Genomic DNA, 465 nt, shown 5'->3' on the forward strand with positions numbered 1-465 from the left:
GTCGTTCTACATCACCCTCGCCGCCAGCGACACTCCCGCGAAGCGGGTTCGTGCAACGACCCCAAGCCGGACATCCCCACCTCGTCGCCCCGTGCTTGACACGGGGCTTGGCTGACTCGGGTGCATAGCGCGAGGAAGAAAAGCCAAGCCCCGTGTCAAGCACGGGGTGACGGTGCGGGTGGCGTGGCAGCTACCCACCCACTTGCGGTCATTCCGCCTAATCCGTCCCCGACCCGAAAGCGGTCGCGGCGCTCGCCGCCCTACCCGTTCAGCACATTGATCGCCGCGTGCACCCGCGCCTCGATATCCTCGCGCGCGAGGCCCGCGGGGATCGTTTCGCCGACCTTGTAGGTGATCCGCCCCGGCCGCTTGATCGCGTGGTGATAGAGCCGCCCGCTATCGACCGCGATCGGCACCACGGGCAGGCGCAGCAGCTTGTAGAGCCCGGCGAAACCCGCCTGCAGC

Annotated in this window: 1 pseudogene; it reads right to left on the minus strand. The window is 68.2% G+C overall.

Going from position 1 to position 465, the window contains the following annotated elements:
- Window positions 1-260: 260 nt before the first annotated feature.
- Window positions 261-465 (minus strand): annotated as a pseudogene (locus AX708_RS20900) (1-acyl-sn-glycerol-3-phosphate acyltransferase); the annotation flags it as partial.

Origin of the sequence: Erythrobacter sp. CCH5-A1, assembly GCF_001557115.1 — a bacterium.
Taxonomy (GTDB): Bacteria; Pseudomonadota; Alphaproteobacteria; order Sphingomonadales; family Sphingomonadaceae; genus Erythrobacter.